This window comes from Cellulosimicrobium sp. RS, from assembly GCF_046159675.1.
GTDB classification, from domain to species: domain Bacteria; phylum Actinomycetota; class Actinomycetes; order Actinomycetales; family Cellulomonadaceae; genus Cellulosimicrobium; species Cellulosimicrobium funkei.
Genome location: NZ_JBJXVU010000004.1, coordinates 300243 through 323016, shown reverse-complemented (window position 1 = coordinate 323016; position 22774 = coordinate 300243). Strand labels below are relative to the sequence as shown.

At 75.7% G+C, this 22774-nt stretch carries 22 protein-coding genes and 1 other RNA gene; 12 read left to right on the top strand and 11 right to left on the bottom strand.

The features are described from left to right. The first annotated feature begins 40 nt into the window (after positions 1 to 40). The gene (gene panB, locus ACI769_RS08895; protein ID WP_034653916.1) at positions 41 to 889 is read left to right on the top strand and encodes a 3-methyl-2-oxobutanoate hydroxymethyltransferase; all 849 of its coding nucleotides are present in this window, start codon (positions 41 to 43) and stop codon (positions 887 to 889) included. A 21-nt stretch (positions 890 to 910) separates the two neighbouring features. On the opposite strand, the gene ACI769_RS08890 is transcribed toward panB, so the two are convergent. Together ACI769_RS08890 and ACI769_RS08885 are read right to left on the bottom strand one after the other, a co-directional pair. Further along, positions 911 to 1828 (bottom strand): N-acetylmuramoyl-L-alanine amidase, encoded by a 918-nt coding sequence (locus ACI769_RS08890; protein WP_391515302.1) that lies wholly within the window; start codon positions 1826 to 1828, stop codon positions 911 to 913. After that, positions 1825 to 2046, bottom strand: coding sequence for a hypothetical protein (locus ACI769_RS08885; protein WP_043653514.1), 222 nt, complete (start codon positions 2044 to 2046; stop codon positions 1825 to 1827). The genes ACI769_RS08890 and ACI769_RS08885 overlap by 4 nt, the downstream gene beginning before the upstream one ends. Before the next feature lie 69 nt (positions 2047 to 2115). Here ACI769_RS08885 and map point away from each other — a divergent pair, with 69 nt between their 5' ends. Continuing rightward, complete coding sequence (gene map, locus ACI769_RS08880) at positions 2116 to 3021, top strand: type I methionyl aminopeptidase (protein WP_081599903.1); 906 nt, start codon at positions 2116 to 2118, stop codon at positions 3019 to 3021. Next, a complete protein-coding gene (gene ppgK / locus ACI769_RS08875) occupies positions 3018 to 3815 on the top strand; it encodes a polyphosphate--glucose phosphotransferase (protein ID WP_021482429.1) in 798 nt (265 codons plus the stop codon). The genes map and ppgK overlap by 4 nt, the downstream gene beginning before the upstream one ends. A 53-nt stretch (positions 3816 to 3868) precedes the next feature. Here the strand turns inward: ppgK and ACI769_RS08870 are convergent, their stop codons facing one another. The 4 genes from ACI769_RS08870 to ACI769_RS08855 all read right to left on the bottom strand — a co-directional run bounded on the left by ACI769_RS08870 (position 3869) and on the right by ACI769_RS08855 (position 9069). Next, on the bottom strand, positions 3869 to 4234 hold the full coding sequence (locus tag ACI769_RS08870) for an STAS domain-containing protein (RefSeq protein ID WP_409141478.1): 366 nt from the start codon (positions 4232 to 4234) through the stop codon (positions 3869 to 3871). A gap of 326 nt (positions 4235 to 4560) precedes the next feature. Beyond that, positions 4561 to 7170 (bottom strand): phosphoenolpyruvate carboxylase, encoded by a 2610-nt coding sequence (locus tag ACI769_RS08865; RefSeq protein ID WP_034653917.1) that lies wholly within the window; start codon positions 7168 to 7170, stop codon positions 4561 to 4563. A gap of 261 nt (positions 7171 to 7431) precedes the next feature. Then, positions 7432 to 8250, bottom strand: coding sequence for a bifunctional hydroxymethylpyrimidine kinase/phosphomethylpyrimidine kinase (gene thiD / locus ACI769_RS08860; protein ID WP_021483778.1), 819 nt, complete (start codon positions 8248 to 8250; stop codon positions 7432 to 7434). Positions 8251 to 8379: 129 nt separating this feature from the next. Next, complete coding sequence (locus ACI769_RS08855) at positions 8380 to 9069, bottom strand: DUF11 domain-containing protein (RefSeq protein WP_085387737.1); 690 nt, start codon at positions 9067 to 9069, stop codon at positions 8380 to 8382. Positions 9070 to 9084: 15 nt separating this feature from the next. Between ACI769_RS08855 and ACI769_RS08850 the strand changes: the two genes are divergently transcribed. Beyond that, positions 9085 to 9408 (top strand): hypothetical protein, encoded by a 324-nt coding sequence (locus tag ACI769_RS08850; RefSeq protein ID WP_409141477.1) that lies wholly within the window; start codon positions 9085 to 9087, stop codon positions 9406 to 9408. Positions 9409 to 9698: 290 nt separating this feature from the next. Here the strand turns inward: ACI769_RS08850 and rnpB are convergent. Beyond that, positions 9699 to 10112: RNase P RNA component class A (rnpB, locus tag ACI769_RS08845), an RNA gene on the bottom strand. A 118-nt stretch (positions 10113 to 10230) separates the two neighbouring features. Between rnpB and ACI769_RS08840 the strand changes: the two genes are divergently transcribed. Continuing rightward, a complete protein-coding gene (locus ACI769_RS08840) occupies positions 10231 to 12309 on the top strand; it encodes an AAA family ATPase (protein ID WP_085387736.1) in 2079 nt (692 codons plus the stop codon). Positions 12310 to 12377: 68 nt separating this feature from the next. Beyond that, a complete protein-coding gene (gene recQ, locus ACI769_RS08835; protein ID WP_034653124.1) occupies positions 12378 to 14207 on the top strand; it encodes a DNA helicase RecQ in 1830 nt (609 codons plus the stop codon). Between the two features lie 57 nt (positions 14208 to 14264). Here the strand turns inward: recQ and ACI769_RS08830 are convergent, their stop codons facing one another. Further along, complete coding sequence (locus ACI769_RS08830) at positions 14265 to 14648, bottom strand: tautomerase family protein (RefSeq protein ID WP_085387735.1); 384 nt, start codon at positions 14646 to 14648, stop codon at positions 14265 to 14267. A gap of 86 nt (positions 14649 to 14734) precedes the next feature. On the opposite strand from ACI769_RS08830, the gene ACI769_RS08825 reads away from it, so the two are divergent. Both ACI769_RS08825 and ACI769_RS08820 read left to right on the top strand, forming a co-directional pair. Further along, a complete protein-coding gene (locus tag ACI769_RS08825) occupies positions 14735 to 15577 on the top strand; it encodes a YaaA family protein (RefSeq protein ID WP_043653506.1) in 843 nt (280 codons plus the stop codon). A gap of 104 nt (positions 15578 to 15681) precedes the next feature. Then, a complete protein-coding gene (locus tag ACI769_RS08820) occupies positions 15682 to 16017 on the top strand; it encodes a TfoX/Sxy family protein (protein WP_085387734.1) in 336 nt (111 codons plus the stop codon). Positions 16018 to 16074: 57 nt separating this feature from the next. On the opposite strand, the gene ACI769_RS08815 is transcribed toward ACI769_RS08820, so the two are convergent. The 3 genes from ACI769_RS08815 to ACI769_RS08805 form a co-directional block, all read right to left on the bottom strand. Next, entirely contained in the window at positions 16075 to 17334 is a 1260-nt protein-coding gene (locus tag ACI769_RS08815; RefSeq protein ID WP_085387733.1) for a bifunctional RNase H/acid phosphatase, read from the bottom strand. Continuing rightward, on the bottom strand, positions 17331 to 18074 hold the full coding sequence (locus tag ACI769_RS08810; protein ID WP_034653131.1) for a zinc ribbon domain-containing protein: 744 nt from the start codon (positions 18072 to 18074) through the stop codon (positions 17331 to 17333). The genes ACI769_RS08815 and ACI769_RS08810 overlap by 4 nt, the downstream gene beginning before the upstream one ends. A gap of 79 nt (positions 18075 to 18153) precedes the next feature. Continuing rightward, positions 18154 to 19131 carry a Nif3-like dinuclear metal center hexameric protein gene (locus ACI769_RS08805; protein ID WP_085387732.1) on the bottom strand — a complete coding sequence of 326 codons (978 nt, stop codon included), beginning with the start codon at positions 19129 to 19131 and terminating at the stop codon, positions 18154 to 18156. Positions 19132 to 19221: 90 nt separating this feature from the next. Between ACI769_RS08805 and ACI769_RS08800 the strand changes: the two genes are divergently transcribed. The 4 genes from ACI769_RS08800 to ACI769_RS08785 are packed head-to-tail and all read left to right on the top strand — an operon-like array spanning position 19222 to position 22754. Next, positions 19222 to 19668: a metalloregulator ArsR/SmtB family transcription factor gene (locus ACI769_RS08800; protein WP_085387731.1), complete on the top strand. Its 447-nt coding sequence runs from the start codon at positions 19222 to 19224 to the stop codon at positions 19666 to 19668. Beyond that, positions 19665 to 21377, top strand: a complete 1713-nt coding sequence (locus ACI769_RS08795) for a SulP family inorganic anion transporter (protein ID WP_085387730.1) — start codon at positions 19665 to 19667, stop codon at positions 21375 to 21377. Before ACI769_RS08800 ends, ACI769_RS08795 begins: the two co-directional genes overlap by 4 nt. Before the next feature lie 17 nt (positions 21378 to 21394). Continuing rightward, entirely contained in the window at positions 21395 to 22300 is a 906-nt protein-coding gene (locus ACI769_RS08790) for a helix-turn-helix domain-containing protein (protein ID WP_198163056.1), read from the top strand. Then, positions 22266 to 22754: a VOC family protein gene (locus tag ACI769_RS08785; RefSeq protein ID WP_085387729.1), complete on the top strand. Its 489-nt coding sequence runs from the start codon at positions 22266 to 22268 to the stop codon at positions 22752 to 22754. Before ACI769_RS08790 ends, ACI769_RS08785 begins: the two co-directional genes overlap by 35 nt. Positions 22755 to 22774 lie beyond the last annotated feature (20 nt).

Sequence of the window (22774 nt, the reverse complement as noted above, 5' to 3'; positions counted from 1 at the left end):
GCGCGCCGTCCGCCCCCTCCCGCACCCAGGAAAGGCCGTCATGTCTGCTCACACCGCCCCCGAGCCCGCCGCGACCGGCGGCACGGGACCGCGCCGCGTCCGCGTGCACCACCTCGCCGAGGCCAAGACGCGCGGCGAGAAGATCACCATGCTCACCGCCTACGACGCGGTGACCGCGCGCATCTTCGACGACGCGGGGATCGACATGCTGCTCGTCGGCGACTCGATCGGCAACACGATGCACGGGCACGCGTCGACCCTGCCCGTCACGGTCGACGACCTCATCCCCCCGGCCCGCGCCGTCGCGCGCGCCGCGCGCCGCGCGTTCACCGTCGTGGACCTGCCGTTCGGCTCGTACGAGGCGGGCCCGGAGCAGGCGCTCGCCACCGGCGTCCGGTTCCTCAAGGAGACGGGCGTGAGCGCGGTCAAGCTCGAGGGCGGGCGCCGCGTCGCGGCGCAGATCCAGGCGCTCACGGACGCGGGCATCCCCGTCGTCGGGCACCTCGGCTTCACGCCGCAGTCCGAGAACCTGCTCGGCGGCCCGCGCGTCCAGGGGCGGGGCGACGACGCCGCGGAGCGCCTCAGCGAGGACGCGCTCGCCGTGGCCGAGGCGGGCGCCGTCGCGGTCGTGCTCGAGATGGTGCCGGTCGAGGTGGCCGCGCGCGTCACCGAGATCCTGCGCATCCCCACGATCGGCATCGGCGCGGGCGCCGCGTGCGACGGCCAGGTGCTCGTCTGGACGGACATGGCCGGGATGACGGACTGGTCGCCCCGGTTCGCCAAGCGCTACGCCGAGATCGGCGCCGCGCTCGGCCAGGCGGCGGCCGACTACGCCGCCGACGTGCGCGGCGGGACCTTCCCCGACGACGCGCACAGCTTCGCCCGCTGAGCACCCGGTGCGGGCGCCGGGTCACCCCGCGCCCGCACCGCCGTCGGCGACCCACGCGGCGACGCCGCTCGCGACGGCGTCCGCGTAGCGCTGGCGCCCCTCCTCCGACTCCATGACCGCGGCCTCGTCGGGGTTGCGCATCTCCCCCAGCTCGAGCATCACGGCCGGGCGCTCGGCGTGGTTGAGCGTCGCCAGGTCGGCGCGCCGCTGGACGGGGCCGTCGCCGGCCGCGACCGACGACGACGGCGCGAACCCGGCCGCCGTCAGCGCGGCCACGAGCTCGTGCGCGAGCGCGACGCTCGGCTCCCCCTGGGCCTCGTCCACGGGCGGGTCGGACACGATCGCGAAGAACCCGTGCGCGCGGCGGTCCTCCGTGCCGTTGGCGTGGAGCGAGACGAGCACGTCCGCGTCGTTCTCCTGCGGGAACCGGCCGCGCGCGTCGACGCACGGGCCCACGCCCGCGTCGTCCGGGCGCGTGAGCACGACGACGGCGCCCAGCTCGGTCAGGCGTGCCGCGAGCCGCCCCGCCACGTCCCACGTGAACGCGTGCTCCGGGTAGCCGGAGTCCGTGGACGTCCCCACCGTGTTGCAGGCCTTCGTGTCGCCCCGGCCGTCGGGGACGGGCGCGTTCACGACGAGCGGGTTCGCCCCGTTCCCGCCGTTGTGCCCCGGGTCGACGGCGACCGTCACGCCCGCGAGCGGGGGCGCCGGCCCGGTCTCCGTGGCGGTCGGGTCGGGCGACGCCGTCGACGGCGCGGGCTCGGGCGCGGCGGGCACGGCCCCGCCCGAGGGGGTGACCGTCGTCGGGCCGGCCCCCGACACGGCGCGGACCTGCAGCGCGACGAGGAACGTCAGCGCGCCCACCGCCAGGCCCGCGAGGAGGAGGCCGAGACGACCCGACCACACCCGGCGCGGGCCGGGCGGCGGGGCGTGGGTCACTCCTCGCGCTCGCGGCGGTCTTCCTCGTCCCAGGCGTCGGTGCGCTCGCGCGCCGTCTCCAGGGCCTTCTCGGCGGCCTCGCGCGTCGGGTACGGGCCCATGCGGTGCGACCACGACGCGCTCGGGCCGCGGTGCACCTCGCCGGTGCGCGTGTCGTAGTAGTACCCGTCCGCGGCCGCGGGCTCGCCGTCGTCGCTGAAGCGTGATCCGGTGCTCATGCCTCGATCCTCCCCCATCCCGGCCCGGCCGGCCGCCCACGGCGCCCGCGCGTTCGTAGACTGGCGGCCATGAGCACCGCCCCCGTCCCGCCCGACGCCGCCGCTCTTCCACGCCCCGGGCGCCGTGGCCCCCTGACGCCGGGTGTCGTGGGACCCCAGCGGCAGGTCCCGACGACGATCGAGCGCCCCGAGTACGTGGGCCGGCCGGGACCGCGGCCCTTCGAGGGGAGCGAGGTCAACGACCCCGCGACCGTCGAGCGCATCCGGACGGCCTCGCGTGTCGCGGCGCAGGCGCTCGTCGAGGTCGGGCGCCACGTCGCCCCCGGCGTCACGACGGACGAGCTCGACCGCGTGGGCCACGAGTTCCTCCTCGACCACGGCGCCTACCCGTCGACGCTCGGCTACCGCGGGTTCCCCAAGTCGCTGTGCACCTCGCTCAACGAGGTCGTGTGTCACGGCATCCCGGACTCCACCGAGCTCGTCGAGGGCGACATCGTCAACGTCGACATCACCGCCTACGTGGGCGGCGTGCACGGCGACACGAACGCCACCTTCACCGTCGGGGAGGTGGACCCGGAGTCGGCGCTGCTCGTCGAGCGCACGCGCGAGGCGCTCGCCCGCGGCATCAAGGCCGTCGCGCCCGGCCGCCAGATCAACGTCGTCGGTCGCGTCATCGAGCGCTACGCCGCCCGCTTCGGGTACGGGGTCGTGCGCGAGTACACGGGCCACGGCGTGGGGCGTGCGTTCCACTCGGGGCTCGTCGTGCCGCACTACGACGCGGCGCCCGACCACGCGACCGTGATCGAGCCCGGGATGGTCTTCACCATCGAGCCCATGCTCACGCTCGGCACGTCCGAGTGGCGGATGTGGGACGACGGGTGGACGGTAGTCACCGCGGACGCCTCGCGGACCGCGCAGTTCGAGCACACGCTGCTGGTGACCGACGACGGAGCGGAGATCCTCACACTGCCATGAACGCCCACCAGGACTCGCACGCCGCACCCCCCGCGGACCGCCCGCGCCCCCGCACCGCCTTCGGCATCGACGTCGGCGGCAGCGGCATCAAGGGCGCCCCGGTCGACCTCGCCACCGGCGAGTTCGCGCAGGAGCGGCACCGCATCCCCACCCCCCAGCCGTCGACGCCGCAGGCCGTCGCGGAGGTCATTGCCGAGCTCGTAGGCGCCTACGACCTCCCGCAGGACGTGCCGATCGGGGTCGCGTTCCCCGCCCCGCTCCAGCACGGCGTCGTGCGGTTCATCGCGAACCTCGACAAGTCGTGGACGGGCGTCGACCTCCCGGCGCTCGTCGCGCGCGAGACGGGACGGCACGTCGTCGCCGTCAACGACGCCGACGCCGCGGGCGTGGGCGAGGTGCGCTACGGCGCCGCGCGCGACGCGGACGGCGTCGTGCTCGTCGCGACGCTCGGCACCGGCATCGGCAGCGCGATCCTCGTCGAGGGCCACCTGCTCCCCAACACGGAGCTCGGCCACCTGGAGATCGACGGGTACGACGCCGAGACGCGGGCCTCCGACGCCGCGCGCGACCGCGAGGACCTCGACTGGGCGCAGTGGGCCGAGCGGCTCCAGCGCTACTTCGGGGTCGTCGAGGACCTGTTCTCGCCCGACCTCATCGTCGTGGGCGGCGGCGTGAGCAAGAAGCACGAGCACTTCCTGCCGCTGCTGCACCTGCGGGCGCCGATCGTGCCCGCCCAGCTGCGCAACGCGGCCGGGATCGTGGGCGCCGCGTCGCTCGCGGCCGACGCCGTCTGACGATCGTGCCACGGTCCGAGCCCGGTCCTGAGGGGCCGGGCTCGCCGGGGCCGTCAGGCCGGGCTGACCTCGTGGTGCTCGGTACCGAAGATCTCGATGACGCCGAGCATCTCGAGGACGTCCGTGACGACCGTCGGCGGGTTGCGCAGCGTCACGGACAGCCCCTCCTCGGAGCCGATCGTGTAGAACTGCACGAGGAACGCGATGCCCGTCGAGTCCATGAACGTCACCTTGGACGTGTGGATGACCACGGGTACGTCGCGTTCGAGAGCGTTGGCGAGCGCGGCGCTCGCCTCGCTGCGCAGGGCGACGTCGATCTCGCCCCACATGTCCACGACGCTCGCGTCGCGTTCCTCGAGCAGCCGGATGCCGCCCGTCCCTGCCCCGGTGTCGCTGCGTTCGAGCTCCTGTACCAACACTGCCCCGCCCTTCGTCCCGCCTTGCCTCGCCCACCCCGACGAGTGCCGCGCCTCCTGCCCGACGCCCCGACCTGTCGGCCCCCTGCTCTCGTACGTCGTCGGGCGACAGCAGGACTTCGGCGTGGTCGGTCGTCGCCAGAGTACCCCACGGATAGCGTCGGCTGGTAGGCCTCTGGCGAAGACTTTACCCAGACCCCCGCGGGCGGCCGTTCACCGGGGCGATGGTTGAGGATTCATTCAACAACTGGACGGCTGTCCAGACGACGACGGCCGCCACGGACCCGGTCGCGGGTCGACGTGACGGCCGTCGTGGCGGGCGCCGGACCTCAGCCGGTGTTCTGCAGGCCGGCCGCGACCCCGTTGACGGTGAGCAGCAGCAGGTGCTGGAGCTCGTCCTTGACAGGGCCCTCCGCGCCGGAGCGCAGGCCGCGCAGCGCGCGGACCTGGAGCAGCGAGAGCGCGTCGACGTACGGGCTGCGGAGTTGGACCGCGCGGCCCAGCACGCGCCGGCCGGCGAGCGGCCACGCGTTCTCCGTCACCGCGAGGACCTGCTCGCGCGTGAGGCGCAGCTCGTCGAGGATCGCCTGGGCGAGGTCGTCGCGGTCCCCGAGCGCCAGGTACCGCTCGGCGATGCGCTCGTCCGTCTTGGCGAGCGACATCTCGACGTTGTCCAGCAGCGTCGCGAAGAGCGGCCACTCGCGGTGCGCCTCGCGCAGCAGCTCGAGGTCGCCGAACTCGCGCAGCGCCGTGCCGAGCCCGTACCAGCCCGCGAGGTTGATGCGCGCCTGCGACCAGGAGAACACCCACGGGATCGCGCGCAGGTCGTCGAGCGACGAGACCGACAGGCCGCGACGTGCCGGGCGGGAGCCGATCGGCAGGAGGCCGACCTCCTCGAGCGGGGTCACCTGCGAGAACCACTGCGGGAACCCGTCCGCGCGCACCAGCTCGTGGAACCGGCGGCGCGACGACTCGTCGAGCGCGGCCGCGAGGTCGCGGTAGCGCTCGGTCGCCTCGGCGTTGCGCTTCTCCGTCGACGGCGCCGACGCGAGCAGCGTCGCCGCGGCGACCTGCTCGATGTGGCGCGACGCGATCGTCGGGTCGCCGTAACGCGCGAGGATGACCTCGCCCTGCTCGGTGAGCTTGAAGCGGCCGTCGACCGAGCCCGGGGGCTGGGCGAGCACGGCACGGTTCGCCGGGCCGCCGCCGCGGCCGAGGGCGCCGCCGCGGCCGTGGAACAGCGTGAGCGTGATGTCGTGGCGCTCGGCCCACTGCGCGATGCGGCTCTGCGCGTCGTGCAGGGCGAGGGTCGCGGACACCGGGCCGACGTCCTTCGACGAGTCCGAGTAGCCGAGCATGACCTCGACGCGGCGCCCGTTCTCGGCGAGCCGGCGCTGCACCTGCGGCAGCGTGAGCATGGACTCGAGGATGTCGACGCTCGCCCGGAGGTCGGCGAAGGTCTCGAACAGCGGGATCGCGTCGACCACGGGCGCCTCGTCGGAGCCCTCGAACGCGAGCTCCGCGAGCTCGTACACCGCGGCCAGGTGCTCCGGCTTCTGCGTGAACGACACGATGTAGCGGCGTGCGGCACGGATCCCGTAGCGCTGCTGGACCGCGCCGAGCGCGCGGAAGGTGTCGAGCACCTCGCGCGTACGGTCGGAGAGGTCGCCGTGCAGGCCCTTCTCCGCGATCTCGGCGAGCGCCCCCTCGTGGACCTGGGAGTGCTGGCGCACCTCGAGCTCCGCGAGGTGGAACCCGAACGTCTCGACCTGCCACACGAGCTGCTGCAGGTCCCCGTACGCCGCGCGGGGCGCGCCCGCCGCAACGAGCGACTCCTGGACGACGCGCAGGTCGGACTCGAGCTGCTCGGCGTTCGGGTAGGCGAGGTCGGCGTTGCGGGCCCGCGTCGCGGCGATGCGGTCCGCGACGACGAGCAGGACCGCGCGGTGCGGCTCGCGCGGCGACGCCTCCGACGCGGCGACGGTGACCGCCTCCGAGAGCCGGCGCTGGCGCTCCCACAGGGCGCGCAGGCCGTCCGACGGCGGCGTGCCGTCCTGGTCGAGCGTGAGCTTGCGCCCGACGGCGCGCGCCTGCTGCTCGAGCGCCGCGAGCGCGTGGTCGGCCGCGATTGCCGCGGCCTGGCGCGTCACGTCGGCCGTGACGTTCGGGTTGCCGTCGCGGTCGCCGCCGATCCACGTGCCCAGGCTGACGAACGGCCGCACGAGCGGCTCCTCGCGCCCCGCCTCGTCGCCCAGCAGCCAGTCGTCCAGGCGGCGGTAGACGGTGGGGAACGTGTCGAACATCGTCGCGTCGAACACGCCGAGCGCCGTCTTCACCTCGTCGAGGACCGACGGCTTGTGCTCGCGGATGGGGGCGGTGCGCCACATCGTGTCGATCTCGGCGAGGAGGCGACGCTCGTTCTCCGCGAGCGACGTGCCGCCGAGGCGCTGCGCGTCCCGCTCGTCGAGGAGCGTCGCGATGCGCCGCACCGCGCCGGAGACCGCACGACGGCGCGCCTCCGTGGGGTGCGCGGTGAGCACGGGGCGGAACTCGAGGCGACGAAGCCGGCGCAGCGCCTCCTCGCGCCCGACCTCGCCGACGAGCTGCTCGAACGCCTCGGGCAGCGAGTCGTCGGGCGTCGTGGCGCGGGTCGCGAACTCCGCCTCGCGCTCGCGCAGGACGCGCACGCGGTGGTACTCCTCCGCGAGGTTCGCGAGGTGGAAGTAGCACGTGAAGGCCCGGGCGACCTGCTCGGCGCGCGCCATGGACAGGCCCTCGACGAGCGCCTCGGCCTCGGCGAGCACCGCGCCCGACCGGTCGTCGTACGCACGGATCGAGAGCTCGCGGAGCCGCTCGACGTCGTCGAGCAGGTCCTGGCCGCCCGTCTCGCGCAGCACGGTGCCCAGCAGGCCGCCGAGGAGGCGGACGTCGTCGCGCAGCGGGCCCGGGACGTCGTGGCGCGCGAGGCCGCGCCCGGCGTGCCCGGTGTCGTCGGGGAGGTCGGAGACGTCGGCGGAGACCCGGTCGGGGCCGTCGGCAGCACCCGGGGACGGGGACAGTTCCGAAGGGGAGAGGTCGTTCACGGTGACGAGAGTATTCCTTGACCGTCAGGGGACGTCGAGACGTCCGAGGGGTGATCGCTGGTCGAGCACGGGTCGGCCCGGGGTCGCGAGGCCGCGGCCCGGGCACGCCGCAGGAGGTCAGCGGCGCGCGCCGACCCGTACCGCGTCGAACGGCGCGTTCGACGCCACGCGGTCCTCGATGGAGGCGGTGACGACGTCCTTGGCGACGCGCGCGGCGTCGAGCACCGAGGCGCCCTTCGCAAGCTCCGCGGTGATCGCGGCGGCGAACGTGCAGCCGGCCCCGCTCACGCGCTCCTCGCCGATCTTCGGGGTGCGCAGCACGTGCACCTCGTCGCCGTCGACCAGGACGTCGACCGCGTCGGGGCCGGGCAGCTCGACGCCCCCCTTCGCGACGACGGCGCGCGGGCCGAGCGCCTGGACCTTGCGCGCCGCCTCGACGAGCTCCTCGACGGTCTCGATCGACTCGACGCCCGCGAGCGTGCGCGTCTCGAAGAGGTTGGGCGTGACGACGGTCGCGAGCGGGAGGACCTGCGCGCGCAGCGCCGTGTCGGTGTCGAGGGCGGCACCGGGCTCCTGGCCCTTGCAGATGAGGACCGGGTCGAGCACGACGTGCTCCCACGTGCGCGAGCGCAGCGACTCGGCGACGACGTCGATCGTCGCGGGCGTGCCGAGCATGCCGATCTTCACGACCGAGGGCTCGTGCGTGACCGTCGCCGCCTCGAACTGGTCGGCGATCACCTGCGGGTCCACGGGGACGAAGCGGTGGCCCCAGTCGTTCTTCGGGTCGAACGAGACGATGCACGTGAGCGTGCCGACGCCGTAGGCGCCGAGCTCCTGGAACGTCTTCAGGTCGGCCTGGATGCCGGCGCCGCCGGTGGCCTCGGAACCGGCGATGACGTAGGCGAGCGGAGGCGTGTGCGAGTCGTGGTGCGACATGGTGCTCCTCGGCACGAGTAGGACGGGGCCCGTCCTCCCGGTGGTGCCGGGAGAGGCGGGCGGACGCGCCGGCGGACCGGCGTCTCCGCGGCGGGTGCGGCACGACAGCCTAACGCCGTACCGCGGCGCTCACGCCGTCCCGCCGCCTCGCGGCCGCCGCGGCCCGAGCCCGCCCGGGCCGCGCGCGGCCCTCCCGTGCCCGCGCACGAGCAGCGTCCCGAGGCCGAGCATGAGGGCGGCGAGCGCAGCCAGGCCGGCGGTCGTGGCGAGGGCGTACGAGGGCCCCGCGGACGGCCCCGGGGCGGCCGGGTGCGAGCCCGGCACCGCACCGGCGGGCGCCTCCCCCGGGCCCGACGGCGGGAGGCCGGGACCGGGGCCGGGGCCGGGGCCGGGAGGAGGCGTCGCTCCGAGCAGCAGACGGACCGTCGCGGCCGCGACGTCGTTCTCCGGGACGGTGTCCGGGGCGTCGTGCGCGACCCGCGCCGTGACGACGAGGTCCGTGCCCGGCGCCCCGGTGGCGGTGCCCGTGAGGCGGTACGTCACCGCGGCGCCGGGCGGCAGGTCGCCGACGACGCACGTGAGGACCGTCGCCGCCACGACGGCGAGCGCGGCGGTGGCCGCCGGCGTGCAGCGCACCTCGGCGGTCGTGCCCGCCGGGCCGCCGTTGCGCACGACGGCGTCGAGCTGCACGCGCTCGCCCGGTCTCGCCTGGCCCGACGGCGGGGAGAGCATCACGGACACGTCCGTCGACGGCGGCGCGGTCGCGGTCCCGCACGCCCGGTCGTCGTTGTCGTCCGCGACCGGCAACCAGGGCACCATCTACCCTGCGTTTTCATGACCACCCGAACCGTCGAGCAGTTCGCCCTCCAGTCGGCCTCCGACGGCAACGACGTGCGCGTCACCACCGACGGAGCGCAGATCCACCGCTGGGACGACAGGCAGTACGCCCCGCCGATCGTCCTGGACGTCGACGACGAGGACCTGAACCGCTTCCTCGACGCGGTCGCCGACGACGTCGAGGTGCTCTGGCCCGGACGAGAGCCTCGTTGGGCGGGCTTCGCTATCCTGATGACTCACATCGACGAACTGCTCCGCATGCGCGAGACACCACCCGCCCGGCTGGGGTTCGACGAAGCAGGGCAGCTCAGAGCGCACTAGCCGTCCAGAGGCGGCTGACGACCCTCGACACGACGCGGTCGGGGACGCGTGTAGGTGCCCGGCTCGCGCCGTCTCTGATGCGAGGCGGCCGTAACTCTGTCGCAGAGCCCGGCGTGGACGGAGTGGAGGCGTCCGCGCTGGGCTCACCCCAGTCCGGGGACGGTCAGCGCCAGGGGGGGGGGCAGGGCACAACCCGACGCCGTTGAAGTCGTCATCGCCGTCGTCGATGTCAGCGTCGATCGTCACGGCACCAGAGGAGGCGCCGCTGTCTCAGGTCGGGCGGTGCGATGCGGACGAGCCGGTCTGTACGCCGGGTTCTGTTCCCGCGCGAGGTCACCCTCGCGCGGGCGACGGTCATCCATCTAGGCCCTGCGTCGCCGCAGGGCTCGAGCGGTCTACCCGACTGTGCTTCTCCGTGGAGAATCGGGCGGGCAGCCCTCAGACACAGTCTGTCTGACCTTGCTCCAGGTGGGGTTTACCGAGCCGGACCGGTCACCCGGTCCGCTGGTGGTCTCTTACACCACCGTTTCACCCTTACCGCACCGGTCGGGGCCGGAGCCCTTCCCGACGCGGCGGTCTGTTCTCTGTGGCACTGTCCCGCGGGTCACCCCGGGTGGGCGTTACCCACCACCTTGCCCTTCGGAGCCCGGACGTTCCTCGGCGGGAGGCACGAGGCCTCCCGACGCGACCGTCCGACCGACTCGTCCGCGCCAGCAAGGCTACCGCTCCCGGGCGGCTCGGCGGACCAGCGACCGGTCCGCCGGCGGGTCGTGCCCCGTAGTATGGCCCGCCCCCCTCGAAGCCTGCTCCCGGAGGTCTGTCGTGCCCGCCACCGCCGAACCGTCCGCCCCCGACGCCCCGAGCGCGGCACCCGCCACCGACACGTCGGCCGAGCTCGCCCGGGAGCAGGAGTTCCTCGCCGACGCCCGCAGGCAGCTCGCCCGCATGCGCGAGCGGGCGGGGTCGCTCGACGCGCTCGCGGGAGACCGGGTCAGCGCCGAGTACCTCGAGGCGGCGCTCGCCCGTCGGCTCGCCCAGCTCGCCGACGACCCCGAGGTCCCGCTCTTCTTCGGACGCATCGACCTCGACGGCACCGGCCACGAGCCCGCCGAGGTCTTCCACATCGGCCGCCGCCACGTCTCGGACCCCGAGGGCGACCCGCTCGTCGTCGACTGGCGCGCCCCGGTGAGCACGCCCTTCTACCGCGCCACGCGCACCGAGCCGATGGGGGTCGCCGTCCGCCGCCGCTACGGCTTCCAGCGCGGCGCCCTCACGGGCTTCGAGGACGAGACGCTCACCGCCCCGGGTCCCGGCGCGGAGTCCTCCGCGATCCTCGAGGCCGAGATCGAGCGGCCCCGCACCGGGCCGATGCGCGACATCGTCGCCACAATCCAGCCCGAGCAGGACGTCATCGTGCGCAGCGGGATCGACCGGACCGTCGTCGTGCAGGGTGCGCCCGGCACCGGCAAGACCGCCGTCGGGCTGCACCGCGCCGCGTACCTGCTGTACTCCCACCGGGAGCGGGTGAGCCGCGCAGGGATGACCGTCGTCGGGCCCAACGCGAGCTTCCTGCGGTACATCCGCGACGTGCTGCCCGCCCTCGGCGAGGTCGACGCGACCCAGACCACCGTCGAGCAGATCGTCACGGCGCACGGCCGCCTGCGCGGCACGGAGCCCGCGGACGTCGCGCGGCTCAAGGGCGACGTGCGTATGGCCGAGGTGCTCCGCCGCGCGGTGTGGTCGCACCTCGTCGAGCCGTCCGAGGCGCTCGTGCTGCCCCGCGGTGCGCGCCGCTGGCGCGTCGCCGCGCACGAGGCCCGCGAGTGCGTGGCGCAGGTGGTCGGCCGGGAGCCGCGCTTCGACGCCGGTCGCGACCACCTGCGGCACGCGCTCGCGCACCGGATCCTCGTGCAGATCGAGGAGTCGGGCGAGGCGCTCGACGAGCGGGCGTGGGACGCGCTCGCGCGCACCCGCCCGGTCCGGGACTACACCGCCGCGGTGTGGCCGAAGGTCACGCCGACGGCGCTGCTGCACCGGCTCCTCGTCGACCCCGCGTTCCTCGCCGCGAGCGCCGACGGCGTCCTCACCCCGGCCGAGCAGGAGCTGCTGCGCCCGGCCCGACCGTCCCGGACACCGGGCACGGCCCGCTGGACGCTGGCCGACCTCGTCCTGCTCGACGAGGTCGCGGACCTGCTGGCCCGCGGCGCGTCGGTCGCGCACGTCGTGGTGGACGAGGCGCAGGACCTGTCGCCGATGATGCTGCGCGCTCTCGGGCGCCGGGCGCGTACCGGCTCGCTGACGGTGCTGGGCGACCTGGCCCAGGCGACGACGCCGTGGGGGGTCTCCTCGTGGACCGACGCGCTGACGCACCTCGGCAAGCCCGACGGCCACGTGGAGCAGCTCACCGCCGGCTTCCGCGTCCCCGGCGACGTCATCGAGTACGCGGCCCGCCTGCTCCCCTCGATCGCGCCGGACCTCGACCCGCCGGTCGCCGTCCGCCGGGCGCGGGGCGAGCTCGTCCTCACCACCGGGCCGCTCGTGGACCTGGTCCGCACGGCGCTCGCCCGGGAGGGGTCGGTCGGGCTGATCGTGCCCGACGCCGGCACGGACGCCGCGCGCGCGGCGCTCGCCGCGGCGGGCCTCGCCTTCGCGGTCGTCGGCGAGGCGTCGGACGACGACGGCGCGGTCGAGTTCGACGCGCGCCTCGACCTCGTGCCCGCGTCGCTCGCGAAGGGGCTGGAGTTCGACCACGTCGTGCTGGACGACCCGGAGGGCGTCGTCCGGGGCGAGCCCGACCGGGTCACGGGGCTGCGACGGCTGTACGTCTGCCTGACCCGCGCGGTGACGTCGCTCGCCGTCCGCCACCGGGACGACCTGCCCGCGGAGCTCCGCCGCCCGTGACGGGCGCCCCGGCGGTGGGGCGGACGCGCCGGGACCGTCGTGTCGGAACTCCTCGGTAGGGTGCCCGGGTGGCCACAGCGACTGCGACCGACCCCGCGCTCGACGTGCTCCGGCGAGTCTTCGGGTACGACGCGTTCCGGGGTGAGCAGGCGGCCGTCATCGACACCGTCGTCAACGGCGGCGACGCCCTGGTGCTCATGCCGACCGGCGGGGGCAAGTCGCTGTGCTACCAGATCCCCGCCCTGGTCCGTCCAGGGACCGGCGTCGTGGTCTCCCCGCTCATCGCCCTCATGCAGGACCAGGTGGACGCCCTCGCGGCGCTCGGCGTCCGCGCCGCGTTCCTCAACTCCACGCTGTCCTCGGAGGACCGCCGCGCCGTGGAGCGCGCGCTCGTGGCGGGTGAGCTCGACCTGCTCTACGTGGCGCCGGAGGGGCTCCGCAGCCGCGCCACCCTCGACCTGCTCGACAGGACGCCGATCGCGCTGTTCGCGATCGACGAGGCGCACTGCGTCTCCCAGTGGGGCCACGACTTCCGGCCGGACTACCTCGAGCTGTCGGTGCTGCACCAGCGCTGGCCGTCCGTCCCGCGCATCGCGCTGACCGCGACGGCGACGGCTGCGACGCGCGCCGAGATCGCCCTGCGCCTCGACCTGGAGGGCGCGCGGCACTTCGTCTCCAGCTTCGACCGCCCCAACATCACCTACCGGATCGTGCCCAAGGACCGGCCCGAGAAGCAGCTGCTCGACCTGCTGCGGACCGAGCACGCCGGGGAGGCCGGGATCGTCTACTGCCTCTCGCGCGCGTCGGTCGAGAGGACCGCCGCGACGCTCGTCGAGAACGGGATCCAGGCGCTGCCCTACCACGCGGGGCTCCCCGCGTCGGTGCGCGCCGCGAACCAGTCCCGGTTCCTGCGCGAGGACGGCGTGGTCATGGTCGCGACGATCGCCTTCGGCATGGGCATCGACAAGCCCGACGTCCGGTTCGTCGCGCACCTCGACCTGCCCAAGTCCGTCGAGGGGTACTACCAGGAGACAGGACGCGCGGGGCGCGACGGCCTGCCGTCCACCGCCTGGCTGGCCTACGGCCTCGCCGACGTCGTGCAGCAGCGCAAGCTCATCGAGACGTCCGACGGCGACGCCGCGCACCGGCGCAACCTGGGCCGGCACCTGGACGCGATGCTCGCCCTCTGCGAGACCGTGGAGTGCCGCCGCGCCCAGCTCCTCGCCTACTTCGGCCAGGAGCACCCGGGGGCCTGCGGGTCGTGCGACACGTGCCTCGCCCCGCCCGAGGCCTGGGACGGGACGGTCGCCGCGCAGAAGGTGCTCTCGACGGTGTTCCGCCTGGACCGCGAGCGCGGGCAGCGCTTCGGCGTCGGGCAGGTCGTCGACATCCTCCTCGGCCGGGACACGGAGAAGGTCCGGCGGTTCCGGCACCAGGAGCTGTCGGTGTTCGGGGTCGGGGACGACCTGTCCGAGAACGAGTGGCGGGCCGTGGTGCGCCAGCTCCTCGCCCAGGGACTGCTCACCGTCGAGGGCGCGCACGGGACGCTCGTGCTCACCGCGGCGAGCGGGGAGGTCCTGGCCCGGCGCCGCGAGGTCCGGATGCGGCACGAGCCGGCGCGTCCGGTGCGCGCGGCGAAGGGACGGAAGGCGTCGGCCGCCGCCGAGCTGGCCGAGGCCGACGTCCCGCTCTTCGAGGCGCTGCGCGCCTGGCGGGCGGGCGAGGCGAAGACCCAGGGCGTGCCCGCGTACATCGTGTTCGGGGATGCGACGCTCCGCGGGATCGCGACCGCCCGGCCCGGCTCGCTCGAGCGGCTCGCGCTGGTGAGCGGCGTCGGCGAGAACAAGCTCGCCCGGTACGGCGACGCGGTGCTGGCCGTCGTCGCCGAGGCAGGCTGAGCGGCCCCGCACGGGGCTCGGACCGCCCCCCGCCGCCCGAGGCAGGGGACGCGCGAGTCAGACGTCGACGCGGTACGACAGCGCGAGCTCGTCGCCGCTGACCCCGCGGATGCCCCAGTTCTCGCGCGGGCTCTCGAGGATCACGAGCTCCACGTCGTCCACCGTCAGGCCGAGGGCTGGCACGACGTCGTCGTACAGCGCCGCGACCAGCGCGCGCTTGGCCTCGCGCGTGCGGCCCGTGAAGCAGACGACCTCGACGACCAGGTACGCGTCCGAGCGCGGGGCGACCAGGTCGTCGTCGTCCAGGAGCAGGAAGCGGTGGAACCGCTTGTCCGGCGGGAGCTGCCACGCGCGCACGAGCGCGTCGTGCAGCGCGTCGGACACCTCCGTCCGCCGCGCGCCCCACACGCTGCGCCGTCCGTAGATCTTCACCTGGGCCATCGGGCGAGCGTAGCCGTGACGCACCCCACGCCGTCGGCCCCGGTCACCCGCGGCGGCGACGTCGCGCGCGCTCGTAGAGTGACCCGGTGCTCGTGCTGCTCCCCCCGTCCGAGGGCAAGACCCCCGCGCCCGACGGCGCCCCGCCCGTCGACCTCGACACCCTGACCTCCCCCGCGCTCACCGCGCACCGCGTGACGGTCCTCGACGCGCTCGCCGCCGCGAGCGCCCGGCCGGACGCCCACGAGGTCCTGGGCACGACGCCGGGGCTCGCCGAGGAGGTGCGACGCAACACCGTGCTGCGCTCGGCCCCGGCCGGTCCGGCAGCCGACGTGTACACGGGCGTGCTGTACGGCGCCGCGGACCTCGCGGGGGCGCTCGCCGCGGGCGGGGAGCCCGCGCGTCGGGCCCGCGAGGACGTGCGCGTCGTGTCGGGGTTGTGGGGCGCGCTCTCCCCTGCCGACCGGGTCCCGGCGTACCGGCTCTCCATGGCGGTGGACCTGCCGGGCGTCGGGAAGCTCGCCACGGCGTGGCGGCCCCACCTCGCCCCCGTGCTCGACGAGCGGGCCGCGGGCGACGTCGTCGTGGACTGCCGGTCCGCGACGTACGTGGGCGCGTGGAAGCCGCGGACATCGGGCCCGCGGGCGGCCGAGTGGGTCGCGGTGCGGGTCGTGCGCGAGCACGCCGGGAAGCGGACCGTCGTCTCGCACAACGCCAAGCACACGCGCGGCGTGCTCGCCGGGCACCTCGTGCGCCGGGAGGCGGCGTCGCCGTCGTCCGCGGCCGGGCTGCTGGACGCCGCGCGCGAGCTCGTCGGCACGGTGATCGGGACCGAGGTCGGCTCGGGCCTCACCTACCGGCTGATCGAGGCGACCCTGCACGACGCCACGACGCGCAGCGGGCCGCGCACGCTCGAGCTCGTCATCTCCTGAGCGGTCCGCCCGAGCGGTCCGGGCGAGCGGTCCGGCGCGGTGGTCGGCCCGGGCCGGCGCCGCGTGCCACTGCGCCGGGACGGGCAGGGGTCCACAGTGGACCCATGGCCGTCAGCCAGGACCTCGCCGACCGCGTCCGCGCGGTGCTGGCGCCCCGCGCCCCGTTCGAGGAGCGGACGATGTTCGGCGGCCTCGCGTTCCTCGTCGACGGGCGCATGGCGGTCGCGATCTCCGGGGACGCCCTCATGGTGCGGGTCGGCACGGGCGGACGCACCGCCGCCCTGGAGCGCGGCGCCCGGCCGATGACGATGGGCACCCGCACGATGGCGGGGTGGGTCGTCGTCGACGGTCCGCGCCTGGCGGACACGCGCGAGCTCGACGCCTGGGTGGAGACCGGTCTCCAGGCCGCCCGCACCGCGCGTCCGAGGCCGCCGAGGTAGAGCCGCGGTCACGACCATGCCTCTACCTCGCGCTACCAGGCCTCTACCTCGGCCGGGTCAGAGGTCGCTCGGGACGCCCTGGGCCGTGAGCTCGCTCGTGCCGTCGGCCCACAACCGCAGGATGCTCACCGACGCCGGAGGGACGCGGATCCGCGACCACTGCTCGGGCGGCGCGCCCACGGACGTCCCGATCGCGGCCCGCACCTGGACGGCGTGACCCACGACGACGACGGTGCGGCCCGCGGGCCCGGCACCCGGCAGCATGGTGTCGACGAGGTCGCGCAGCCCCTGCCGGACGCGCACGCCGACGTCGGCGGCGGACTCGCCGCCCGGGGCCGGCGTCGTCCCGGTCGTGTACCAGGCGGGCAGGAGGCCGGGCCACCCGGCGTCCACCTCCGCGGCCGTGAGCCCCTCCCACGCGCCGAAGTCCACCTCGGCGAACCGGTCGTCCGTCGTCACGGGCACCCCGAGGCGGCGGCCGACGGCGCGCGCGCTCTCCTGGGCCCGGACCATGGGCGAGGAGACGACGGCCGACGGGCGCGGCAGGTCGGGCCACGCCTGGCGACCGATCCGGAACACCAGGTCCGCGGCCTGCGCGGCCTGCGTCCGGCCGCGCGCGGTGAGGGACGGTCCCGGCACCGACGAGCCGCTGAACGCGCCCGCGACGGTGAGCGGCGTCTGCCCGTGGCGCACGAGCACGACCGTGAGCGCGGGCGCGTCGTCGAACCGGACGGTGGCGCCCGACGGCCGGGCGGGCGTGTCGACCGCCGCGCCCTCGGGGACGGCGGGGAGGGTCGTCCCGTCCACGGGGACGGGTGCGGTCTCGGTCGCGGGGTCGGCCGCGGCGTCGGACGGCACCTCCGACGTGTCCGCGGGCTCGTGGTCGCGCACGACGGTCCCGCGGGTGTCCATCGCCTCGTTGGCCAGGGCGTCGGCTGCCGCGTTCTGCGCGCGCGGCACCCACTCGTAGGTGACCTGCGCGGCGGGGAGCACCGCCGCGGCCTCGGCCGCCAGGCGGCGCATGTCGTCGTGCTTGATCTGCCACCGCCCCGACATCTGCTCGACGACGAGCCGCGAGTCCATCCGGACGGTCACGCGCGCGTCCGGGTCGATCTCCGCGGCGGCGCGCAGCCCGGCGACGAGACCCGAGTACTCGGCGACGTTGTTCGTCGTCGTGCCGAGGTACGCGGCCCGCTCGGCGAGCACCTGGCCGGTCGCGGCGTCGCGCACGAGCGCCCCGAAGCCCGCGGGCCCCGGGTTGCCGCGCGAGCCGCCGTCGGCCTCGACGACGAGCTGCCGACCGCTCGCCCCGCTCACGCGCCGGCGCCCTCCGGCCGCACCACGATGTGGCCGTAGTCCTCGAGCCGCACCACCTGGTCGGGCGCGGCCGACGTGATCGCCGCGAGCTCGGCCGGGCTCAGCGAGACGTTGAGCCCGTCGACGTGCTGGCCGCGCAGCGCGACGACGCCACGCCCGCCGTTCTGGTCGCGCACGCGCTCGTAGAGCGCGAGCAGGCCCGCGTCGAGACCGGCGACGGCGTCCGTGCGCCGCCCCGCGACCTGCGCGGCCTCGGCGTCGAGCTCGGCATACCGGGCGTCGCGCGCGGCCACGACCTCGGCCTTGGCGGACTCGAGCTCGGCGTGCGCCGACTCGAGCTTCGCGAGGGCCTCCTCGTGCGCCTCGAGCCGCTCCATGACGTCGAGCTCGACCTCCTCGAGGACGCCCTGCCGGCGGGCGAGCGACTCGAGCTCCGCGACGAGCGCCTGCGCGTCCTTCGCCCCGACCTGCCCGGAGTCCAGGCGCGACTGGTCGCGGGCGGCGCGCGTGCGCACCTGCTCGACGTCGCCCTCGGCCTTGGTCAGCTCGCGCCGGAGGTCGCTCACCGCGGTCCGCGACTCCACGAGCTTGCCGCGCAGGTCCTCGAGCTGGGCGTCGAGCTCGGCGATGCGCGCGTGCTCCGGCAGGTTCTTGCGCTGGTGCGCGAGCTGCTGGGCACGCGTGTCGAGCTCCTGGACGTCGAGCAGGCGGAGCTGGTCGGCGGGCGGTGCAGTGGCCACGGGTGGTTCCTTTCGTGGGCCCGATGAGGGCCGGCGTGCGGGTCGGTGGGGACGGGTGGGGGTCGACGCGCGCCGGGGGTCAGCCCTGCGCGGTGTCGCGGGGCGGTCCGGCGTCGGCTGCGGGGTCGGCGGGTGCGGACGGGAACCGCGCCGTCCACGGGTCGGTGACGAGCGTGCTGACCCGCGTCTCCACGGCCGCGCCGGAGCGCGCGAGGACGCGCACGAGGTCCTCGGCAGCGTAGCGGAGCCACGGCCACTCGGAGGCGTAGTGCGGCACGTCGACGAGGAACGGCGTCCCGGCCTCGCCGCCGTCGAGCCGCGCGCGCTCGCGCAGCTCGGACACGGGGTGGTGGCGCAGGTCGGACGTGAGGTAGACGTCGGCCCCGCTCGCGCGCACGGCGTCGAACAGCGAGTCGCCGGACCCGCCCACCACCGCGACCGACTCCACGCGCGCATCGAGGTCGCCCGCCACGCGGACGCCCTGCACCGTCGGAGGCAGCACCTGCGCGACGCGCTGCGCGAACGCGCGCAACGTCGTCGGCTCCGCGAGCCGGCCCACGCGGCCGGTGCCGGTGCGCGCCGCCTCGTGCGGCGACGGCGCGGGGTGCGGCACGAGGGGGACGCGGTGCAGCAGGTCGAGCGCGTCGGCGAGGGCGTTTGCGACCCCGCGCTGCGCGGCGTCGGCGTTGGTGTGCGCGACGTAGAGCGCGCAGCCGCCCCGGATGAGGCGGTGCACGAGCGAGCCCTTGAAGGTCGTCGCGGCGACGGAGTGCACGGGCCGCAGGAACAGCGGGTGGTGCGTCACGAGGAGGTCGGCGCCCCAGGCCAGCGCCTCGTCCGCGACCTCCTCCACGGGGTCGACGGCGAGCAGCACCTTGCCCACGGGCGCGTCCGGGTCCCCGGCGACCAGGCCGACGGCGTCCCAGTCCTCCGCCGTCGACGGCGGGTACAGCTCGTCCAGCGTCCGCACGACGCGGCCGAGCGTCGGGTGCCCCGCGCCCTCGGCCGCCGGGTCCGCAGGAGACGTGTCGGTGCTCGGGTCGGGCGCGGCGGTCATGGCGGCAGGCTATCCCGGGCGGGCCGCCGGACGCCGCTCGCCATGGTTTGATGGATTGCGCAAGCCATCATCCCGTAGCCCGGAGGACCCGTGCCCCGCCCACCCCGACCCGACGACGGCGCCCCGGCCACCGACGAGACCGCCCCCCTCTACCGCATCAAGGCCGAGCTCTTCCGGTGCCTCGCGCACCCCACGCGGATCCAGGTGCTCGAGGTCCTCGCTGCCGACGCCGACCACACCGCGCCCGTCTCCGTGCTGCTCGACGTCACCGGGTGCGAGGCGTCCCAGCTCTCCCAGCACCTCGCGGTGCTGCGCCGGGCGGGCGTCGTCACCTCGACGCGCAGCGGGAACGCCGTCGAGTACCGCCTCGCCGAGCCGCTCGTCGCCGAGCTGCTCGTCGTCGCGCGGGCGTTCCTCCTGTCGAACCTCGCCGGCGCGTCCGACCAGCTCGAGGCCGCGCGGCGGCTCCCGGCCCTGCCCGGCGCGTCCGCGCGCGCGGTGCTCGACGCGACCACGGCGTCGTCCCCCTCGGCATGAACCGCCTCGCCGCCGTCCGCGACCTGCTGCCCCGGCGCTCCGACTACGACCTGCGCCCCCGGACCCTGCGCGCCGACCTCCTCGCCGGCGTCACCGTGGGCGTCGTCGCGCTCCCGCTCGCGCTCGCGTTCGGCGTCAGCTCCGGGGTCGGGGCGGCCGCCGGGCTCGTCACCGCCGTCGTCGCCGGCGTGGTCGCGGCGGTCCTCGGCGGGTCGAACCACCAGGTGTCCGGACCGACCGGGGCGATGGCGGTCGTGCTCGCGCCGGTCGTCGTCACGCACGGCCCGGGCTCCGTGGCGCTCGTCACCGTCCTCGCCGGGCTCGTGGTCCTCGTCGCCGGGCTCGCCCGGCTCGGGCGCGTCGTCACGTACATCCCGTGGCCGGTCGTCGAGGGGTTCACGCTCGGGATCGCGTGCATCATCTTCCTCCAGCAGGTCCCGGCCGCGGTCGGCGTCGAGGTCGCGCCCGGCCACAACACCCTCGTGTCCGCGGTGGAGGCCGTGCGCGCCGCCGTCACCGACGTGCCCGCCGCCCCGGCACTGTGGACGCTCGGCTGCGTCGCGCTCGTCGCCGCGACCATGGTGCTGCTCCCCCGGCTCCACGCGGGGATCCCCGCGTCGCTCGGCGCGGTCGTGCTCGCCACCGTCCTCGTCGAGGTGCTCGGTGCGCCCGTCCCACGCATCGGCGCGCTGCCGTCGTCGCTGCCCGCGCCCGTTCTGCCGTCGGTCACGCCCGGCGCGCTGCGCGACCTCGGCGGCGCCGCGCTCGCCATCGCCGCGCTCGCCGCGATCGAGTCCCTGCTGTCCGCGCGCGTCGCGGCGACCATGGTCCAGTCCGGGCCGGGCGGCGGTTCCGTCTACCAGCCCGACCGGGAGCTCGTCGGCCAGGGCGCCGCCTCCGTCGCCAGCGGCCTCTTCGGCGGCATGCCCGCCACGGGGGCCATCGCCCGCACCGCGGTGAACGTGCGCTCCGGCGCCCGCACGCGGCTCGCCGCCGTCGTGCACGCGGTCGTGATCCTCGCGGTCATGTACCTCGCCACCGGCCCGGTCTCGCGGATCCCGCTCGCCGCGCTCGCCGGCGTCCTCATGGTGACGAGCTTCCGGATGATCGGCGGGCGCACGATCCGCTCCGTCGTCGGCGCCGGGCGCTCCAGCGCGGCGACCTTCGCCGTGACCGCCGTCGTCACCGTCGCGTTCGACCTCGTGCAGGCCATCGAGATCGGCATCCTCGTCGCCGCGTTCTTCGCGCTGCGGACCGTCGCCCGCGCCTCCGGGGTCCACCGCGAGCCGCTGCCCGGCCCCGCCGAGCCGGGCGACGAGCACGTCGCGCTCTTCCGCCTCGAGGGGTCCATGTTCTTCGGCGCCGCCGACCGCGTGCTCGCCGAGGTGACCGACGCCTCGGCGCACGAGGACGTCGCGGTCGTCGTCCTGCGGCTCTCCCAGCTCCGCATGGTCGACGCGACCGGGGCGAAGGCGCTCGGCGGGCTCATCGAGGGCCTCGAGGCGCGCGGCGTCACCGTCCTCGTCAAGGGCGTCCAGGACCGGCACCGCGCGCTGCTCACGAACGTCGGCGCGCTCGCCGAGCTCCGGCACGAGAACCATCTGTTCGACACGCTCGACGCCGCCGTCGAGCACGCGCGCTCCCACGTGCGCCGCGCGGCCACCGGCACCGACGTCCCGCAGGTGCGCGGTCTGCGACCCGCGACGTGAGTGCCTAGCCTGGAGGCGTGCACGAGTACGTGCGGGCCCTGCCGCGAACGCTGCCGCCCGGCGTCGTGTCGATGGTCGGCTACCGCCTGCGGACCGCGACGGCGGACGGCACGCCGTCCGTCCACCGCGGCCTGCCGTCGCCGTGGCTCACGCTCGTCGTGAGCACGGCGGGCGCCGTGCCGACGGCGGTCGGGCCGGACGACGCCCCGGTGGGCTACGCCTCGCTCGTCGGCGGGCTGCACACGCGGCCCGCGTACATCCACCAGCCGCCCGAGCAGGCAGGCGTGCAGCTCGCCCTCGACCCCCTCGCGTGCCGGGAGCTGCTCGGCGTCCGGGCCGGCGAGCTCGGGCTCGTCGAGGACGCGGACGCGGTGCTCGGGCCCGTCGCCGAACGGTTGCGCGAGCATGTGGCCGAGGCGGGCTCGTGGCGCGCGGCGTTCGACGTCGTGCGGGCGGTGCTCACGCAGCCCGGGGGCGTCGCGCCGGGTGGCTCCGTCGCCCGGCGCGACGGCGTGCGCCCCGACGTCGCGGAGGCATGGCGGGTGCTCGTGCGCACGCACGGGCGCGCCCGGGTCCGGGACGTGGCCCGCCACGTCGCGCTGGGCGAACGCCGTCTGGAGACATTGTTCCGGGCGGAGCTCGGGGTCTCGCCGCGCGCGGCCCGCGGGCTCGCGCGGTTCGACGCCGCCCGTCGCGCGGTGCAGCGCCTCGCCCTCGGCCGCGGGCCCCGCACGCTCGCGGACGTCGCCGCGAGCGCCGGGTACGCCGACCACTCCCACCTCGTGCGCGACTTCCGGCGGTTCGCCGGCACGACCCCGACCGGATGGGTTCAGGAGGAGGTCGGGAACATCCAAGCCGGGGGCCACACCGACGGCCCAGCCTGGGACCATGAGCATCCACGAGAGCACCCGGGACACCGCTGACCACACCCCCGCCGTCGACGCGGCCGGGACGCCGACCGGGACGCCGAGCCCCCAGGTCTGGCCCACCCTCCAGGCGCGCGACGCCCGCGCGCTCGTCGCGTTCCTCACCGACGTCGTCGGGTTCGTCGCGACGGCCGTCATGGCGGGCGACGACCGCGACGTCGCGCACGCCCAGCTCGACTGGCCGCACGGCGGCGGGATCATGCTCGGCAGCCACTCCCCCGAGCGGGAGTGGTCGCGCGAGCCGGGGACGTGCGGCACGTACGCCGTCGTGCCCGACGACGCCGCGATCGAGGCGCTCGACGCCCGGCTGCGCGAGCGCGTGCCGGGTACCGGCGGTCGCGTCGTCGTGCCGCTGCGGGACACCGACTACGGGAGCCGCGAGCTCGTGCTCCGGGACCCCGAGGGGAACCTCTGGTCCTTCGGCACGTACCGCGGCGAACCGCGACGGTGACTGCACCGGGCGTCCTGCCC

Bases quoted from the DNA above. Each gene is read 5' to 3' on its own strand.
- panB (WP_034653916.1), top strand. From the start codon at position 41: ATGTCTGCTCACACCGCCCCCGAGCCCGCCGCGACCGGCGGCACGGGA.
- ACI769_RS08885 (WP_043653514.1), bottom strand. From the start codon at position 2,046: ATGAGCACCGGATCACGCTTCAGCGACGACGGCGAGCCCGCGGCCGCG.
- map (WP_081599903.1), top strand. From the start codon at position 2,116: ATGAGCACCGCCCCCGTCCCGCCCGACGCCGCCGCTCTTCCACGCCCC.
- ppgK (WP_021482429.1), top strand. From the start codon at position 3,018: ATGAACGCCCACCAGGACTCGCACGCCGCACCCCCCGCGGACCGCCCG.
- thiD (WP_021483778.1), bottom strand. From the start codon at position 8,250: ATGTCGCACCACGACTCGCACACGCCTCCGCTCGCCTACGTCATCGCC.
- ACI769_RS08855 (WP_085387737.1), bottom strand. From the start codon at position 9,069: ATGGTGCCCTGGTTGCCGGTCGCGGACGACAACGACGACCGGGCGTGC.
- ACI769_RS08850 (WP_409141477.1), top strand. From the start codon at position 9,085: ATGACCACCCGAACCGTCGAGCAGTTCGCCCTCCAGTCGGCCTCCGAC.
- ACI769_RS08830 (WP_085387735.1), bottom strand. From the start codon at position 14,648: ATGGCCCAGGTGAAGATCTACGGACGGCGCAGCGTGTGGGGCGCGCGG.
- ACI769_RS08820 (WP_085387734.1), top strand. From the start codon at position 15,682: ATGGCCGTCAGCCAGGACCTCGCCGACCGCGTCCGCGCGGTGCTGGCG.
- ACI769_RS08805 (WP_085387732.1), bottom strand. From the start codon at position 19,131: ATGACCGCCGCGCCCGACCCGAGCACCGACACGTCTCCTGCGGACCCG.
- ACI769_RS08795 (WP_085387730.1), top strand. From the start codon at position 19,665: ATGAACCGCCTCGCCGCCGTCCGCGACCTGCTGCCCCGGCGCTCCGAC.
- ACI769_RS08785 (WP_085387729.1), top strand. From the start codon at position 22,266: ATGAGCATCCACGAGAGCACCCGGGACACCGCTGACCACACCCCCGCC.